General features: G+C 44.3%; 14 protein-coding genes and 1 pseudogene. 6 read left to right on the forward strand and 9 right to left on the reverse strand.

Annotated elements, in window-relative coordinates; all coding sequences use genetic code 11:
* Positions 1 to 161: 161 nt before the first annotated feature.
* The 8 genes from L6442_RS04815 to L6442_RS04850 form a co-directional block, all read right to left on the reverse strand.
* Positions 162 to 554 carry a hypothetical protein gene (locus tag L6442_RS04815; protein ID WP_237100219.1) on the reverse strand — a complete coding sequence of 131 codons (393 nt, stop codon included), beginning with the start codon at positions 552 to 554 and terminating at the stop codon, positions 162 to 164.
* 252 nt (positions 555 to 806) lie between these two features.
* Complete coding sequence (locus L6442_RS04820; protein ID WP_212977884.1) at positions 807 to 1,214, reverse strand: hypothetical protein; 408 nt, start codon at positions 1,212 to 1,214, stop codon at positions 807 to 809.
* A 5-nt stretch (positions 1,215 to 1,219) separates the two neighbouring features.
* Positions 1,220 to 4,075 carry a contractile injection system protein, VgrG/Pvc8 family gene (locus L6442_RS04825; protein WP_212977849.1) on the reverse strand — a complete coding sequence of 952 codons (2,856 nt, stop codon included), beginning with the start codon at positions 4,073 to 4,075 and terminating at the stop codon, positions 1,220 to 1,222.
* 25 nt (positions 4,076 to 4,100) lie between these two features.
* Complete coding sequence (locus L6442_RS04830; RefSeq protein WP_212977848.1) at positions 4,101 to 4,547, reverse strand: DUF4280 domain-containing protein; 447 nt, start codon at positions 4,545 to 4,547, stop codon at positions 4,101 to 4,103.
* A 31-nt stretch (positions 4,548 to 4,578) separates the two neighbouring features.
* Positions 4,579 to 5,208, reverse strand: a complete 630-nt coding sequence (locus L6442_RS04835) for a hypothetical protein (protein WP_212977847.1) — start codon at positions 5,206 to 5,208, stop codon at positions 4,579 to 4,581.
* Between the two features lie 13 nt (positions 5,209 to 5,221).
* Positions 5,222 to 5,734, reverse strand: a complete 513-nt coding sequence (locus L6442_RS04840) for an imm11 family protein (RefSeq protein ID WP_212977846.1) — start codon at positions 5,732 to 5,734, stop codon at positions 5,222 to 5,224.
* Between the two features lie 12 nt (positions 5,735 to 5,746).
* Complete coding sequence (locus L6442_RS04845; RefSeq protein WP_212977845.1) at positions 5,747 to 6,850, reverse strand: pentapeptide repeat-containing protein; 1,104 nt, start codon at positions 6,848 to 6,850, stop codon at positions 5,747 to 5,749.
* A gap of 20 nt (positions 6,851 to 6,870) precedes the next feature.
* Entirely contained in the window at positions 6,871 to 8,436 is a 1,566-nt protein-coding gene (locus L6442_RS04850) for a contractile injection system protein, VgrG/Pvc8 family (protein ID WP_212977844.1), read from the reverse strand.
* A 210-nt stretch (positions 8,437 to 8,646) separates the two neighbouring features.
* Here L6442_RS04850 and L6442_RS04855 point away from each other — a divergent pair, with 210 nt between their 5' ends.
* The 4 genes and pseudogenes from L6442_RS04855 to L6442_RS04870 all read left to right on the forward strand — a co-directional run bounded on the left by L6442_RS04855 (position 8,647) and on the right by L6442_RS04870 (position 12,126).
* The gene (locus L6442_RS04855) at positions 8,647 to 9,315 is read left to right on the forward strand and encodes a TetR/AcrR family transcriptional regulator (protein WP_237100220.1); all 669 of its coding nucleotides are present in this window, start codon (positions 8,647 to 8,649) and stop codon (positions 9,313 to 9,315) included.
* 136 nt (positions 9,316 to 9,451) lie between these two features.
* A pseudogene (locus L6442_RS04860) lies at positions 9,452 to 10,294 on the forward strand (LLM class flavin-dependent oxidoreductase); the annotation flags it as partial.
* Between the two features lie 72 nt (positions 10,295 to 10,366).
* Positions 10,367 to 11,305 carry an alpha/beta hydrolase gene (locus tag L6442_RS04865; protein WP_212977843.1) on the forward strand — a complete coding sequence of 313 codons (939 nt, stop codon included), beginning with the start codon at positions 10,367 to 10,369 and terminating at the stop codon, positions 11,303 to 11,305.
* Between the two features lie 209 nt (positions 11,306 to 11,514).
* Positions 11,515 to 12,126 (forward strand): DNA-3-methyladenine glycosylase I, encoded by a 612-nt coding sequence (locus L6442_RS04870; RefSeq protein ID WP_212977842.1) that lies wholly within the window; start codon positions 11,515 to 11,517, stop codon positions 12,124 to 12,126.
* 294 nt (positions 12,127 to 12,420) lie between these two features.
* On the opposite strand, the gene L6442_RS04875 is transcribed toward L6442_RS04870, so the two are convergent.
* Entirely contained in the window at positions 12,421 to 13,356 is a 936-nt protein-coding gene (locus L6442_RS04875) for a helix-turn-helix transcriptional regulator (RefSeq protein WP_212977841.1), read from the reverse strand.
* Positions 13,357 to 13,464: 108 nt separating this feature from the next.
* Between L6442_RS04875 and L6442_RS04880 the strand changes: the two genes are divergently transcribed.
* Both L6442_RS04880 and L6442_RS04885 read left to right on the forward strand, forming a co-directional pair.
* On the forward strand, positions 13,465 to 13,914 hold the full coding sequence (locus L6442_RS04880; RefSeq protein ID WP_212977840.1) for a VOC family protein: 450 nt from the start codon (positions 13,465 to 13,467) through the stop codon (positions 13,912 to 13,914).
* Positions 13,915 to 14,372: 458 nt separating this feature from the next.
* Positions 14,373 to 15,182, forward strand: coding sequence for a CPBP family intramembrane glutamic endopeptidase (locus L6442_RS04885; RefSeq protein ID WP_212977839.1), 810 nt, complete (start codon positions 14,373 to 14,375; stop codon positions 15,180 to 15,182).
* Positions 15,183 to 15,188: the final 6 nt, after the last annotated feature.

Genomic DNA, 15,188 nt, shown 5'->3' on the forward strand with positions numbered 1-15,188 from the left:
TATTCACTCGGCACTATATAGCCCAAAACTTAAAATCTAAGCATTGATGCGTACAAAGAAATACAGTTATACAGGTATTACATGAATTATATGTGTTATGGTTGAATGGTGGGTTCATCAGTACTAGGTAGCCCCATCAAAAGAAGAAATCTGAGCGATACTTAGAAAGTTTCTTCTGATACAGCCTTAAAAGGAGGGTGTCCAGTTTCTGCATTTCTTAATAAAGTCGGCTTACTAAACCTTAAACTGCACCGCAATTTATAAATAGCCGTATCTTCATTCATTTCGACGAAGGTTACATCTATCCATATTGGTACTAATGGTTGTAATCCACAAAGTATTTTCACAGTGTTTTCCAATGCTAATTGCTTGTTCCCCATGTTTCCTTCACTTAAAATGTTTAACCTCATCATATCATCTGCACCGTTTAACGGCTTGTCATTTTCTTTCACAGGCTCTATAACAAATTTACAATCGGTAAACGTCAACCCTTTCTTTCTTGAAATTTCCTCAATAGTTTTTAATAAATTTTCTCTGAAAATATCTTTATTCATTTGTTTTATTTCTCCCACGTTCATCACCTACTTTATTTGAGAGCTAGAAATCTTAACAAGTTCATTTGTGTTAACGCAACCCGAAGGAGTTGCTTCTATGGTGTAAATTTCAAGCCACGCATTCTTAGTTTTTGCCCCTGCTTGCTCAAGAACTTGTGGGATCAACCCGAACTGTGCAAGCTGCCTAACGAAGAGCGTACGCTCCAAAAAAGAAGCCCTGAGAGGCATGAAGCCAGTCAGGGTCTTACGTTATTAGCTTTCAGTTGAAATAATAGCCTTAAAGGGTGGATGACCAGTATCCTGATTTTGTAGCAGACTAGGGCTACGAAATCTTAAACTAGTTTGTAATTCGATAATTGGTACTTCTTCTCTAATTTCCTTGAGGGCTACGTTAATCCAGATAGGGCATAGCGGAATCCTACATGCAAGCATATTGACCACTGCTTCAAAGTCAAGTTCTCTTCCACTTAAATTTTTTTCATTTAACATCCCCCGATGTAAATACTCATCAGTAGAATTGAGAGATTTGCCATGTTCAATTATGGGGACTACTGTAAATTTGCAGTTTTCACCTAGCCTTACATTTTGGGATATTGATATTTCATTCAATACCTGTAGTAAGTGCTCTTTGAACGTCACTTTATCCATGTACTTTATCAATTTATTCACTCCGTTATTTTTTTTGATACTACTTTAATTGAATCGATAATGAAGCCATCAGCATCTATTTTATAGCTATAAAATTCAACCCATGATCCTTTAACTTTAACTCCAGCCTGCTTAAGTAGTTGCGGATAATTCATTGCCTCTTCAGGTGTGGGGCGATAATGCCCAGATTCATTAGTTATCCTTCTCACTTCTCCTTGTCCATTTATTTTTAGTTGTCCTGCTGCAAGAACTTCGTCTTTATTCCCTAAAGTATGATGTCTTTTTCCGATAACAAGCTTTCCATTTTTATCAATAACGAAGTCAACCTCTGTTCTACCATCAATTCCTTTTATTTTTCCATTCTCTAATTTATACGGTAATATTTTACCATCTTTTGGGAAGTCTTCATCAGGAAATTTGTTCTTAATTGTAGAACTACCATTTCCCGTCCCCTTACCACCCTTACCCGAATACTCCCCTGATTCTAACGCATCAATCTGCTTTTGTCTCTCAGGCGAAATATGCGGACCTGAACCTTTGGAATGCGGAGCATCAGGACCAAGATCATGAAAGCGATAGTGGCCTCCTTCGGTTGCAAGCAGGGGAGAGCGTTTCGTTATATGGATATTCATCTTTCGCGCTATACTTTGCAAGTAGCTGCTTAAGGATTCGAAATTGGTCGGGAGACGGAGGGCGTTCGTTTTGAATTTTCTATCTCCCGCCTTGGCGAGAGCAGAGTCAGCTTTGGCTGTGTCTCCGAATAGTCCAGGCGTTACGCTTTTTCCGCTGTTCCTTTCTTCAACTTCATTGAGCCCTTTAGATACAGAAGCTTCTGTCTTGCCCATCTTTTCTACGTTTCTAAATAATTTTGCGCCGCCTTTAACAACCGTATAAATGTCTACTCCACGCTCGACGGCTTTAACGCTGTCATATCCTGCATCGTAGCTCTCCTGTTTGGTATCGGTCAACGGGTTGGGGAGGAAATTGTTCATTTTTTTTACAAAAGGTTCTGTCAGGCCGTCCCAAGCGGTTCCGATGTCGTTTCCTACATCCGACCAGCTCTTTTTCCCTTGAAATGAATCGGCAATATAGTTGCCGGCCCATTTCGCTCCATCCTTAATGCCTTCAAGTGTCTCATTCCGCTCCAGAAAACCTTTATCCACGACGTTACCCGGCATGACGAGAGGGGTCATTACCATGACGCCAATGTCCGCCGCATCAACAACCGTATTCCATACCCCTGTTACAAATTCTACACCCGCATCCCATTCTCCCTTTAGCGTAGAGCCAACATTCTCCAACACGCGTCCCCCCACCACGTTTAGGGCTCCATTTTCAGCCACCTGCTTCTCAAAATCAGACAACAGCGGCTCAGGATAGTATTGGTGGAGGGAAGCTTTGAGCTGTATCTCAGAGCTAACGCTGTTGACTTCCTGTTCCAAATCCAGCGTATCGGTGGTCGTATTCAGGTGTAAACCGTTGGTTCCCCGCAGCAGGATGCTTTCCGCTGAAAGACTAAGGTTACCTGTAGCTTGAATCTGAACATTCTGGGTGCTGCTTAGAGTCACGCCATGATGGGCATTCAAGGAGATGTACAGCGATCCTTCCTGAGCGCTCATCGATAGTTCGGAGTTGCCCAAGGATATTTCTTTTCCCTGCGGATTTGCAAAAGATTTCACGCCAGGGTCGGCCGTTTTACGCTGGTGACGCTCTGCAGGGGACTCGGATGCAGCGCCTTGAGCGGCGTGAGATGAAGGGGCCGCAACAATAGATGGTTTTGTCCGCACCGATTGAATAACCATCGCATCGTCTTCGTCTGCACTTGGAAAATACAGCTTAACCTGTGCCCCTTTTTCCGGCATGAGATACCACACCTGATTGCCTTCGGCAGAATAAGGGAACCACTGGGTATCCTTGGGATTCTGCTGATTGTCCATATCCAAATGCAACCGGACCTGATTCCGGCTGACCTCCATTATTTTTCCTTCAATAGAGGCACCAATGATAGCTCGATTATAGCTTTTAGGGATCTTCAATCCTGAAGGCAACGCGCATTCATACGACCAGGTCATCAAGCCATGAATCAACTGGCCTTCACGTTTGGTGATGACATAAGTTTCGTGATTGCGTTCGACTTCATCTCCCAGTTGCAGGATGTGATCCCACTCGAAGGCATATCGGGTGTAATCCTGAGCGGTGGCCGATTTCCAGCCATTTGCCTCCTGATCCAGATAGGGAGCGATCTTGCGCTGTAGCTTAAAAGGAACGTCTTTCAATTGGATATGCTGCCGTGCCTGCGGAATACCAATCCAAATTTGTACATGGTGCGACAGGATATTAGGAACGAGCAGGGCACCTGCATGCGAAGCTAAACGTTTCAAAAAAGTCCAATCCGTCTCCTGATACTGCATGATAAATTGGCCTGTCGCTTTTTTCTCAAAAGCTTCATCGATCTTGTCCGAGCCTTTATAATCTGCCAGTACTGCATCCACGATTTCCACATATTTTTGATGGATGTGCTGAAAGGAACGGTTTCTGAGCTGCGTATCCAGTTTAAAACTATGAGAAATGACGTCGAGTGTAACTACGGTCTCTTGATGCATGTGCTGTACATCTACGCAGTACAACTGCCCCATAAATAAGGGATGTTTCCGGTCCATGGCATCGGTATACCAAAGTTCGATCTTATCGTCGCTGCTTGCTTTAGTTATAATCTTGTTTGCCTGATCGGCATCCAAGCCGCCCGTGATCAACAGTCTGGCGTGTTCTCCCATCTCATGACTCATGTGTACATGCCGAAGACGCAGCTTGCCATAGGGCCATGTGATATGTAAGTGTTGATAGGTAAAGCGATCATTCGCTACGATGTTCATCCCTGACTCTCCTTGCTTGATAGAATCAACCATCCTGTCCATCATCTATAATGGAGATGAGGCCACCACTAGCACTGTCTCCACCAAAAAATGAGGTTACCGTTTCTCCTACACTTTGACAGCTGCACATTAAGGTTGAATTGCTGAGCAGGGCAGGGGCCCCCTCGATCAACACATCCTCTTTTCCGCCTGTCCACTTGGACCCAAACGCAATCTCCGGTTCACAGGGGAGACCCATCTTTAATTTGCATAGACCAAAAGCATAGATTTTGCTAATATTCGCTCCACAAATGGCATCGTCGATATTCAGCACAGGTTTATCTTTAATGTAGACACCGTGGCTGTACATTGCATTGAGTACTCCCGGGTTTGTGCCTTGACTGCACTCTAGCTTGGCTCCTCTCACTACATAAGAGTGCTCACCACTCAATGCCCCTTGGGCCAGGGCCTTCAAAAGTATAGGTAAAAACATAGAAGTACCTCCTTGGATAAAGGGTATACATTCAGGAAAGCTCCGACCATGTCGCCGTGAGCAGCATGGCATAGGTTAAGGGAACCCATAGGGGAGCATTCTCCAGCTTAAATTGACAACTCCCGATCAAAGCATTGCCATGCCAGGAACGCGCAAAGGCAATCTGATAATAAGGGGAGGGGGAAGCTAGAAAAATAGATTCATAGCAACTGATGATAGCGTCTTGAACATGAAGGGCTTTTTGTTCAACCAGCTTCATCGCAGGTTGTACCCGACTTGTTTGCTCGATTATCTGTTGTTGATAGAGTTCCACCTGCTCAGGGGCCAGTTGTTGCCCGCTCTGGTGAAGCCCGAACAGGATTCCGGCTCGCTTATCCTTAGCGACGAAGCTTTTCGACGGATCTGTAGGTCGTCCAGCACGTACTTCTGGAATGAGCGAATCCGGGAGAGACATCGTGAGCTGATGATCGAAGAGGGGAAGGGTCTGAAACTGAATATCCTGTTCATCTGGCAGCACTAATGATCCGTTCGACATTCCCTTAATCGCTTCTTCAATGGATACCAGCATCCAGTCTTCATCGTTCTCTGCTACGTCTAGTTGTTCTTTCAATATTTGTTGATGATGCAGCTTCAAGAAAAATTCATCCCAATGCTCCGTCAAGGCCTTAGCCTCCTTACAAGATTTCTAGCTTCTGTAGTTGAAAACCACTCAAACTTCGCCGCAGTAGGCTTTCAGCAGCCTCCAAGCTAACGATGAAATAAGGTTCTCTCACGCCCGACAAACGAAAAAAATGGTGTTCTTTTAATTTTTGGCTATCCAGTACAAGATGTTTTAGTGTTTGATCATGCGCATAAAATTCGGTTTGCTCCGAAATACCATCGACGGATGGAACGGATGGAATCCAATATAGCTCCTGACGGCTAAGTTCCCTGTTCACGAGATACACCTGTTTAAAACGGGCTTGGGTATTATATAGTTCTATAATTCGTTTCATAGGATCGGAAAGAAGCGGTTGTGATGTGGACAAAGGAAGCCAGTCCGTAAACTCGGCATCTGCCGTTGCATGAACATCCAACACCTGTGCTGGAAGCATGCGAACAAATGGCGTTTTGAAAAAACTCATATTTGCAGGTTTGATATGGCGGGAAATCCTTTTATCATCGAGCACACTATAATAGTGGCGCATATAGACTCCTCCTTACTCCGTCCATACGATGGATTCACGCTGTGAATCACTAAGCTTCCAGTGCTGCTGGTATATTCTCGGGACACGGGTCCCTTGCATGGAGGCTCCCTCAAAATATGCATGTTCAAAGGAATGCACATTCGTAAAATCGGCCTCGTCCAGATTGGCATGTTCAAAACGTATCCCGCAAAGGCCGGGAGTTCGCAGTCCATTTTCTCGATCCACTCGCCCGCTAGCCTCGCTAAAGTTCACGCCTTTTAGATGACAGTATCTAAAGTCCGTATCAGATAGCAGGCAGCCTTGGAAGCTTCCTCCTTCTACATTGGCTTGCTGCCAGCGGGTCCCTAGCAGTATACAGGTATGAAACTGGCTTCCCCGCAGGTCACTGTAGCTGAAATCGTTATAGCGCAAATCCTTTTGGAACTGATGAAGATGAGGGAGGGAGAGCGACTTCAAGTTTTCGTAAACATAAGGTTCTTCTTCGCTGGATTGCATTAATTGTTCAAATACTTCATCTGCACGGAGCGGTTCCTGATCCCAGACATAAAGATTTTCACTAATATCTCTGTACTCACCCGTCCGAATGAGCAGTCGTTCAGCTTTATGGATGGCCTGATATTCAGGCGATTGAACGGATTCAGCTATAGCCAGACGTACAAGAGAATCCACAAATGAGTGAAAAAAGGGTGCGGATTCTAATATCAGCCGTTCAACATCCGCAGAATTTATCGCCCCCATGTATATTTTTCGCTGCTGCTCCAAGTTTTCCAACATGGCACTCATCGGTGCATAGGCCCATGAAGCGTCATAGGTTAACTTGCAATCGGAATCATCTTCGTACCATTCGGCAGAATAAGCTTCGACCATATACAGGTAGGATTGCTCCAGCATCTGAGTGCGCAGGAACGAGTAGTGAATATATCCAATCGGTTCTTTTAGGCCCTGTTGCTGCATGCTCAGAATGTATGCACACAAATCCCTGAACGATTGTTTGAAGTCGGAGATCAGCCCAGCTTGGCAGCGGTGGAACTTGGCTTCCAGTTTGTCCAACTCAGATTCTAACAAAGGTGTAAAATGATGTTCTTTAAAATGGTGTAATGCCGCTTGTTTATCCATTCTGATCGGGCTACCTTTCGTTAGTTCATCTTAATTTCCGTGCCGGAAAAGGTGGTTTTGTCATCCAGCGTAATGCTGTTTCCTTTACCGGATAGCTCAATTTTCCCGGCGGAAAGCTGGATATTGCCTGAGCTCATGACGATATCGGAGGCTGCGTTAATGCTCACATTTTTTCCGCTTACAATATCAATGCCGGTTTTATCGTTAATGACAATGGACATGCCATTGCCCGAGATGACGATTTGATCCGGGGCGAGCATGATTTCTTTGCCGTATTTGGTTCGAAGCGTCTTAATGGCAGGGTCCGCCATTCGGTCAGGCGCAGGGGCTGCTGCAGACAATGCCGATGAAGACTTTGAACCGGCAGGCGAAGCAGAAGCAGCCGCATGTCCGGAATGGGAAGCAGAAGCAGCGACCGTATGTCCAGAGGCGGAAGCAGAGGCAGTCGCATGTCTGGAAGTGGAAGAAGATTTCCCCTCGGAATGCTGCTGTTCTCTTTTAACCGAACTGATCGCGTATCCTTCTTCTTCCTTATAGCTTGGGAAATAGATACGAATGCTGTCCCCGATCTCAGGCATACAATACCAGCCCGTGTTATCCGCAGATGCATAAATGGTAGAGTAGGGAAACCAGTAATCCGTATTCGGATCTTGCTGCTCGTCCATATCGAGCCCAGCACGGACTTTGTCCCGATGCACGCTCAGTACCTTGCCATGAATGGAAGCGCCAATAATGGAGCGATTATAGTCTTTAATAGGACGCAGTCCGCTTCGTGGTGACAGCTTTGCAGTATGGGTTAGCACCCCGTCTTTCATCTCTGTTAGCACTTCAGCTACGATCAGCTTATGACCATGAAAGGTCACTTCATAGCCAGGCTCCAGCAGTTTCTCCGTCTCAACCTCATATTGAATAAAATCAGCATCGCGCACGCCGGGTATATGATTTTCTGAGGCGGTTTGATAATCCGCGACCCGTTTTTTGACCTTATAATTGGTGGATTGTATTTCCCCCTTGCTGAGTCCCATGGGCAGGCCAAAATAAAACTTCGGTACGCCATAACCCACGGCGGGAATGAGTGGAGAGTAAAAGTGGGAAGCCATGCGTTTCAGGAATTGCCAGTCGGTTTCATCGTATTGCATGACAAAGGTGCCGATAGGTTTCTTGTTGGAAACGACATCCATGGCTTCAGCTTTGGAGTAGCCTGATACAATTTTTTCGATCAGATCCGTATAGGTGAGCTTGGGGTTCTGGAAAGAGCGCTGATGCCGCTTAATATCTAACTCATAGGTATGAGATATGGCTTCAACGGTCAAGTAATGAACGCCGTGAACAACTTTCTCCTCCACATCCAAGGCAATGCCTCGAAAAAGGGGCTGTCGATTGCCATTTTGATCAGTGACAAAAGCTTTGACCTGGGTTTCTTCATCCGAAGCACGTACATACAACTCGCGCTTTTTGTCTGAGATGATGCCTGTACAGATCATTCGGGCATGATCATTGACTGTTTTTAAGATTTTAAATTCATGAAGGCGGACGAATTCATAAGGCATGATTTCGATATGACCATAAGTCACGAAGGTTTCCATAGGTACCTCCTTATGTAGTTGTTATAAGAAAAGCGGCATTTTGAAATTCCAAGACAGTTATTGTCTTTTGTGTATTTATCGGTTAAAAGATAGAGCTAGTTTACAGAATAGACCATTTTTTGGTGTATTTACTATGCTTATTTCTGGGGATGAGGCGTGCAGAAAGGTACTTAAAGACAAACCAGAGGATTGTTAAGAAATTATGGTCCATTGCAAACAGTTGAAAAAAGTAATATTCTTTACTTATTTATCTGGACTGATCGGTTCAGAAATGGTATATTTCTATTACGGGAGGTGTTACTCATCGCTAGGACAAAAGAGTTTAACGAGGATCAAGCGCTGCACCAAGCAATGCTGTTATTTTGGAAAAAGGGTTATGAGGCAACAAGCATTCCGGACTTGCTGCAAGTTATGGGCATTAGCCGATCCAGTCTTTACGACACTTTTTCCGACAAGCAAGCGTTGTACATTGCTGCACTGGAACACTACAGAAAGGTTAACTATGATAAACAGGTCATTCTTGAACGGGCATCAAACGTTAGAGAAGGAATTCGACAATTTTTTGAGCAACATATTGCTTCAGCGTACGATACCAGCCTGCCGGGTGGGTGTTTTGTAACGAACGCAGCTACAACGCTAGAGTCGCCAGATGAAAAAATAAATGAATTGATAAAGACCAGTTTTTTGAATTTAGAACAGGCTTTTTGCGAGCTATTGGAAAAAGGCCAACAATCAGGCGAAATTGATAAAAATACAGATATCCAAGCGTTGTCTTACTTATTGCTGAATTTACATCAAAGCATAAATGTCATGGCGAAAATAGGTCAAGATCAGCAACGCGCAATGAACATGATAAATTTTGTAATTGCAGGAATGTAATTTTTTTTTGACTATATTGGAACGATTATTCCAATATCATGAATGATCATAATATGGCGATGAGGTTCATGAAAGGATCTGAAGGAATATAATTTTTTTTGGTTATATTGGAACGATTGTTCCGTTATTATCGCTAACCAAACGGATTCGCCTGACTAGTGCCGTGACGGTCCTTTCATCTGCTGATCCTGTACGTGTGTTTCAGGATTTTGCTGCGCTTGATGGCATCTCCAATGGACGTGCCGAAATTATAGCTGGGAGGGGTTCCTTTATTGAATCCTTTCCGTTGTTTGGTTATGACTTACATGACTATGAGGAGTTATTTAATGAAAATATTGAACTGCTTCTGAAAATAAGGGAATCCGAGAAAGTAACGTGGAAGGGAGGCCATCGGCCGGCGATTCATAATCTGGGTGTGTACCCGCGGCCCGTTCAGGACTCTTTACCCGTATGGATTGGCAGCGGAGGTACCCAAGAGTCCGCCGTGCGTGCAGGCCTTCTGGGCCTGCCATTGATCCTGGCGATCATTGGCGGAAGCCCAATGAATTTTGCGCCGATTGTTCAGCTGTACAAAAAGGCTGCAGCCCACGCCGGACATGATGTATCGCGGCTTCAGGTAGGATCTCATTCGATCGGATTCGTCGCGGAAGATACGGAACGGGCGGCAGAAATATTTTTCCCGTCTACCCAGTACGGCATGAATAAGCTCGGCAAAGAGCGGGGGTGGGCGTATTACGACCGTTCCAGCTATGATGCCGCTAGGCACTTTGAAGGCGCATTGTATGTTGGCGATCCGGAAACCGTTGCCCGGAAGATCATTCATCTACGAAAGCATGTAGGTATTACACGCTTTATGATGTATGTTCCATTAAGCACGATGCCGCATGAGCTGGTCATGCGGGCTATAGAACTGCTCGGAACGGAGGTTGCGCCACGGGTACGAGAAGAAATTGCCAAGTGGGAAGCTGAGACGAAATAAGGATGATCCAATCAATCATCACCCGAGAAAACGGTGAACGAACGAATTCATTATTTTATTGGAGGGAATTTCATGAATATTGATAAACGTATACTACCGGAATTAAGGGAGGCATATTCGCAATTTCCAGGGTTTCAATTGGAGGGGGATTTAGAGTGGAGCAGAGGTTTGGTGTCGGCTCCGCCTGTGAAGAGATCAGAGCAAGTAAACATGACCAGTCGAAAAATACCGGGTGCTGCAGGGGAGATGCTGGTAAAAATTTATGAACCTGCTCGGCGAAATGTTGACAAGCTTCCAGCCATGTTGTGGATTCACGGAGGTGGATACGTGTTGGGACATCCTGATATGGACGACGAGTTGTGTGAACGCTTCGTTCAGACGGCTCGATGTGTTGTCGTGTCAGTCGATTACAGGCTTGCGCCCGAGCATCCTTATCCGGCGGCTATCGAAGATTGTTATGCCGGCTTGGTATGGATGACGGAGAAAGCGGAATCGCTGGGCATTGATGCGAATCGGGTTGCGATTGCCGGCGCAAGCGGCGGCGGCGGGCTGACAGCAGCGCTCGCGCTGATGGCTCGTGATAAAGGTGGGCCATCTATTATCTTCCAAATGCCGCTATACCCGATGCTCGACAATCGTAATATTACGCCATCAAGCCATGAAATTACAGAAGATGGCGCAATCTGGAACCGAACGGACAACTTGGCGGCTTGGAACATGTACCTGGGCGAGGAGAACGATGCCAGCGCGATATCTCCCTATGCGGTACCGTCGAGAGCGGAGAACTTGGCAGGGCTGCCGCCAGCCTATACATGTGTAGGTCAGCTCGATCTGTTCCGAGATGAGACGATCGAATATGTAACGCGACTTGCACAAGCAGGTGTAGATGTCGAATTTCACTTGTATCCCGGATGCTTTCACCTCTTCGAAGGTCTAGTACCAGAAGCGGAAGTGAGTCAACGCGCCGTTCAGAGCTATATGGATGCGATGGCCCGGGCGCTTCATTCCTAAGGCGCCTTTGTTGACTAAATGATAAACGTGTTACAATAACTGCCGGTGGAAGCAACGGAATTGGTTTTTCAATCGCTCAGAAAACGGTATAATAATTTAGATATTCTGGTTTTTGGGATCGTAGTAATTAAGAAGGTCGCCATCAAATTGGAAGGAAATGTACACTAAGTTGAGCAACCACACTTATTTCTGATACAAGGAGCAGACATATGAGCATGACGATAGTGGGGCCGGATGGTAAATTGCGCTGCCAATGGTGCAGTGCGGCACCGGAATTTCTGGACTATCACGATAACGAATGGGGGTTCCCGGTTAGTGATGACCATCGTTTGTTTGAAAAATTGAGTTTGGAGAGCTTTCAATCCGGGCTCAGCTGGCGTACCATCCTCGTTAAGCGCGAGAACTTCCGCGCAGCGTTTCATGATTTCGATTTCGACAGGATCGCTCGTTTTACCCAACATGACATCGATCGCCTGCTTAAGGATGAAGGCATCGTCCGGCACCGCGGCAAGATTGAAGCGGTCATCAATAATGCACAGCGGGCGCAGGAACTCGTCAAACGGGAAGGATCGCTGGCAGCCTTCATCTGGCGTTATGAACCTGACAAAGAGAAGCTTGCAAAACCGCGATCTGTTTCGACCTCTGCAGAATCGATGGCCTTGTCGAAGGATCTAAAAAAGCAAGGCTGGAAATTCGTCGGACCTACTACCGTGTATGCTTTCATGCAAGCAATGGGGCTGATCAACGATCATGTTGAGGACTGCGTGGTCAGAGCGAACGTTGAACGTGTACGTAAGAATTTCAGGAGACCAGGGCGCTGATAAATAACGTGTATAATTGAGAATTTATTTACAGATTCACTCCTGCTCCATTTCAGGGCTTAGCCCTGCAGGGCGCAGGGGTGAGTTTTAAGTATCTGCCCGGTACTGGCTTGCTCACCGTTTACCGAATTTAAACTGTGATATGTACGAATCCCTAGTAAGGGATACCGCCAACCAAATAACGTAAAAATCCACGCTAAGATAGTTTTTACCAGTCCCTCTTTTTTATTTTCTTTAAAATACCCCTTCGCAGCAAGCCTTTCTGCACTCCACAATAGCCCCGAACGTGCTTTTCTATATTTTTTGATAGTGATTCAAAAGATTCCCCACTCGATCTTGGATCATTTGTTTTAATGATTCAGGTTTTACTGACATAACATCATGGCCATATCTCATAAAATAGTCGGCTAAAAACTCCTCTTCGCCTGGATTATAGAATCCCTTAATCACTGTCTTATCGCCACTTTCTATTTTCATGGTAGGATAATGTTCTTTATAAAAAATATCCTTTGCTTGCTCTAAAATCTCGACTTCAAAGTCGATACTGTTCTCGGAACGATAAATTTCCAATGAGCGGCTAACGAGTTCATCTATAGAGAAGCGGGATTCGATGTCTTCTTCTATAAAGGTGATTCTGTCGCATCTGAAAACCCGATGTTGATTCGTCTTTAATTCTATTCCGGCAGCATACCATTGGCCAAACTTGGCGGAAATTTTGAAAAATTGAACTTGGTAGCTTTTTTCCTGATTGTTTTTTGCGTATTGAATTTTGCAGCTGCTTTCATTAAGAATGCTTTTTAGGATTTTATCCAAAAAACGACTGACATGATGATGAGGATACATTTCGAATTGCAGAACTTTTTTCATGTTGTGAATTTGCTTGATTTGTTCTTTGGAAAGGCAGTTTTCAAACTTCTCGTTTAATTGATTGACGCTCAAGTGAAACGGCGTCGATTGATAAGCTTCTAGCGTCAACATGGCAAAATACAGGGCATACACTTCATCCATCGTAAAAATAATGGGCGATAACAATCTGTTTTTCAAAATGCCGTATCGTCCATGCCTGCCATGCTCCGCAAAAATAGGCATACCTAATTCCTCTAATGAACTAATATCGCGTAAAGCTGTACTTTTTGAAATGTTGTATTTATCCATTAAGTCGCTTAAATTAAAGAACTCCCGGCCGTTTAAGTATCTGATCATGTCATTTAATCTTTCTGACTTCTTCATGTAAATCCCCTTATAAAGGTTTCAATTTTTGATACCTTTATATCTTATAATAAGATCAAGGCATACAGCAATTACCTAACATCATCATAATAAAGGGAGACTGATACAATGAGTGCAACGCTAGAAGTAGCTATTTTCTTATCGATGAACGGAAAAGCAAAAGAAGCGATCGATTTTTACAAAAAGCATTTTAACGCAGAGGAATTGTTGCTTGTTACTTATGAAGACATGGCAAAACGCGACAGCTCGATTCAGCTTACGGATGAAAATAAGCATCATATTTCCCACTCCGTCTTAGCCATCGGAAAAACAAAGATCATGCTGGCGGAAAATCCAATGGATCCCAAAGAAAAATATGCGGTTGGCAACAACACTTCATTATGCATTCAAAGCGCGGACTTAGAAGAAATTAAGCAATTTTACAAGAGCTTGACTACAGATGATCGAGTGCAGATTATTGTTCCTTTATCCAGCAATGTGTTTAGCAAGGCATACGGTATCATTGAAGACCCGTTCGGCATTCAAATTCAATTGATGCATGATGATAGACTGAAATAAAACATTGATGTTTGCGATAGTGTCAGCTCGTCACACGTGGAGTATGCTTTGATAGTGAGGAAGTAGTGTGCGCCGCATTTACCTATATTGAAACAGCCCGGTTCATTCGTGAACGGGCTTTTTTTGTGCCGCAGTTAGGCTGATTTTCGCTCTGCGAAAGTTGAGATATTAATATATTTGGTGTTTTATATATTCAATATAATTCAATATAATTAATGGAGAGTGACTAGTATTCACCTTGATAGGAATTTAATGAAAATGAACATGGTGTTAAGAATAAAGACATTTGACGTAACAATAGAGAATACGGGTTCTTTGCGTGAACACGCAAAAGGAATGCGTGTGTAAACTTGAATTTGACGGAAAATACGGATTCTGTTGGCAGCGAAGTCCGCTATGATCAATGAGTGCACGAAGAAATTAACGCTCATTTTGAGATTAAATGGAGGGATTTTGTCATGTCCACGGTTTACCGTAAATTCGTCGATTTTTTCAACTTGTCCGATCCGAACTATGTTCGTTTTGTCCGTAAGTTTGAAGCCAAGACAAAGAAAGAAATCGCCTTCTACTTGTTTCTTGGCTTGTTGCCCGGTCTGATAGCATATGTTTTTATCTATCCGCTTCGAGAGATGATGATGGCATGGACCGGCTTATCAGCTCACTATGTGCAGTTGTATGTGCTCGTCCTAATGAGTGCCGGCTGGCATACGCTCGTTCCTTTCCTGATGCTGCGTTACAAGGACGGACTTTCATTCAAGGAATCGCTCGTATACTTAGGCTTCGCCAGACTTGATCTGAAAGGGCTGCTGTTCGTCTTTCCGATTTTGACGATTCTGTTCACGCTTTTATCGTTACCTTATGTAAAATACGTCTATCCGCCATTGTTTGAATGGCTGAATGGGTTCCCGGCTTTCCATATGGGGGAATGGCATGTTTTTTATCAAGGTTATTACGACCCGAACTTTCCGTTACCGTTGCTGCTAATTGGCCTAATTGGCAACTTTATCGGCGAGGAAATTTATTTTAGAGGCTATCTGCTACGTAAAGTTGGACGCCTCAAATTGGACTGGTTATGGATTGCGATCATTTTTCAAATCTATCACATGTGGCAAGTACCAATCAATTGGGCCTACATTCCGTTAGCCATAATTATTCCAGAAGAAATCTTGGTTAAGTTGCGCAAAAATATTTATGGCGCTATCCTGCTGCATTTGTTCGTGAATTTTGTGTGGGGGATGATTAATATGTATTTGGTCGGCGTTAGATAAGTGTCA

The sequence above is a fragment of the Paenibacillus azoreducens genome (assembly GCF_021654775.1).
GTDB classification, from domain to species: domain Bacteria; phylum Bacillota; class Bacilli; order Paenibacillales; family Paenibacillaceae; genus Paenibacillus_AQ; species Paenibacillus_AQ azoreducens.

What these genes read in the sequence shown, in the direction of transcription:
- L6442_RS04815 (WP_237100219.1), bottom strand. Translation starts at nt 554, where the DNA reads ATGAATAAAGATATTTTCAGAGAAAATTTATTAAAAACTATTGAGGAA.
- L6442_RS04825 (WP_212977849.1), bottom strand. Translation starts at nt 4,075, where the DNA reads ATGAACATCGTAGCGAATGATCGCTTTACCTATCAACACTTACATATC.
- L6442_RS04830 (WP_212977848.1), bottom strand. Translation starts at nt 4,547, where the DNA reads ATGTTTTTACCTATACTTTTGAAGGCCCTGGCCCAAGGGGCATTGAGT.
- L6442_RS04840 (WP_212977846.1), bottom strand. Translation starts at nt 5,734, where the DNA reads ATGCGCCACTATTATAGTGTGCTCGATGATAAAAGGATTTCCCGCCAT.
- L6442_RS04845 (WP_212977845.1), bottom strand. Translation starts at nt 6,850, where the DNA reads ATGGATAAACAAGCGGCATTACACCATTTTAAAGAACATCATTTTACA.
- L6442_RS04850 (WP_212977844.1), bottom strand. Translation starts at nt 8,436, where the DNA reads ATGGAAACCTTCGTGACTTATGGTCATATCGAAATCATGCCTTATGAA.
- L6442_RS04865 (WP_212977843.1), top strand. Translation starts at nt 10,367, where the DNA reads ATGAATATTGATAAACGTATACTACCGGAATTAAGGGAGGCATATTCG.
- L6442_RS04870 (WP_212977842.1), top strand. Translation starts at nt 11,515, where the DNA reads ATGAGCATGACGATAGTGGGGCCGGATGGTAAATTGCGCTGCCAATGG.
- L6442_RS04875 (WP_212977841.1), bottom strand. Translation starts at nt 13,356, where the DNA reads ATGAAGAAGTCAGAAAGATTAAATGACATGATCAGATACTTAAACGGC.
- L6442_RS04880 (WP_212977840.1), top strand. Translation starts at nt 13,465, where the DNA reads ATGAGTGCAACGCTAGAAGTAGCTATTTTCTTATCGATGAACGGAAAA.
- L6442_RS04885 (WP_212977839.1), top strand. Translation starts at nt 14,373, where the DNA reads ATGTCCACGGTTTACCGTAAATTCGTCGATTTTTTCAACTTGTCCGAT.